The 427-nt window shown below is 42.2% G+C and carries 1 pseudogene; it reads right to left on the reverse strand.

Going from position 1 to position 427, the window contains the following annotated elements:
* Positions 1-427, reverse strand: a pseudogene (locus EXT48_RS23780) (IS110 family transposase); the annotation flags it as partial.

Genomic DNA, 427 nt, shown 5'->3' on the forward strand with positions numbered 1-427 from the left:
TGCCTAAAAAGGATAGCAGCTCTATCGCGGTAATAGGGCCAACACCTTCTAATGCCATTAAACGCTGGCAACTGTCATTTTGCTTGGTTATCGCTTCAACTTGTTTATGTAGCTGTGCTTTAGCGGCACATTGTGTTTTATATAGGTCATAACTCACCGCGAGTGCTTGTTTTAATGCGATAGGTAGCGCATTTTCAGCATCTTCTAAAATATCTGGAACCGCTTGTGTTAACGCTGCATCGCCTTGATTAATGACAACACCAAACTCTAATAGCAATCCACGTATTTGATTTGAAAGCTGGGTCTTTTGTTTATCTACTAAGGTTCTCGCTTGGTTCAATGATTGCAATGTTTGCTCTTCAACTGTCATGATTTTACAGGGCTTCACGTTGTATGCTTGGCTTGCACTGGCAATGGCGAGGACATC

The sequence above is a fragment of the Pseudoalteromonas sp. CO348 genome, from assembly GCF_004208845.1.
Classification (GTDB): Bacteria; Pseudomonadota; Gammaproteobacteria; order Enterobacterales; family Alteromonadaceae; genus Pseudoalteromonas; species Pseudoalteromonas maricaloris.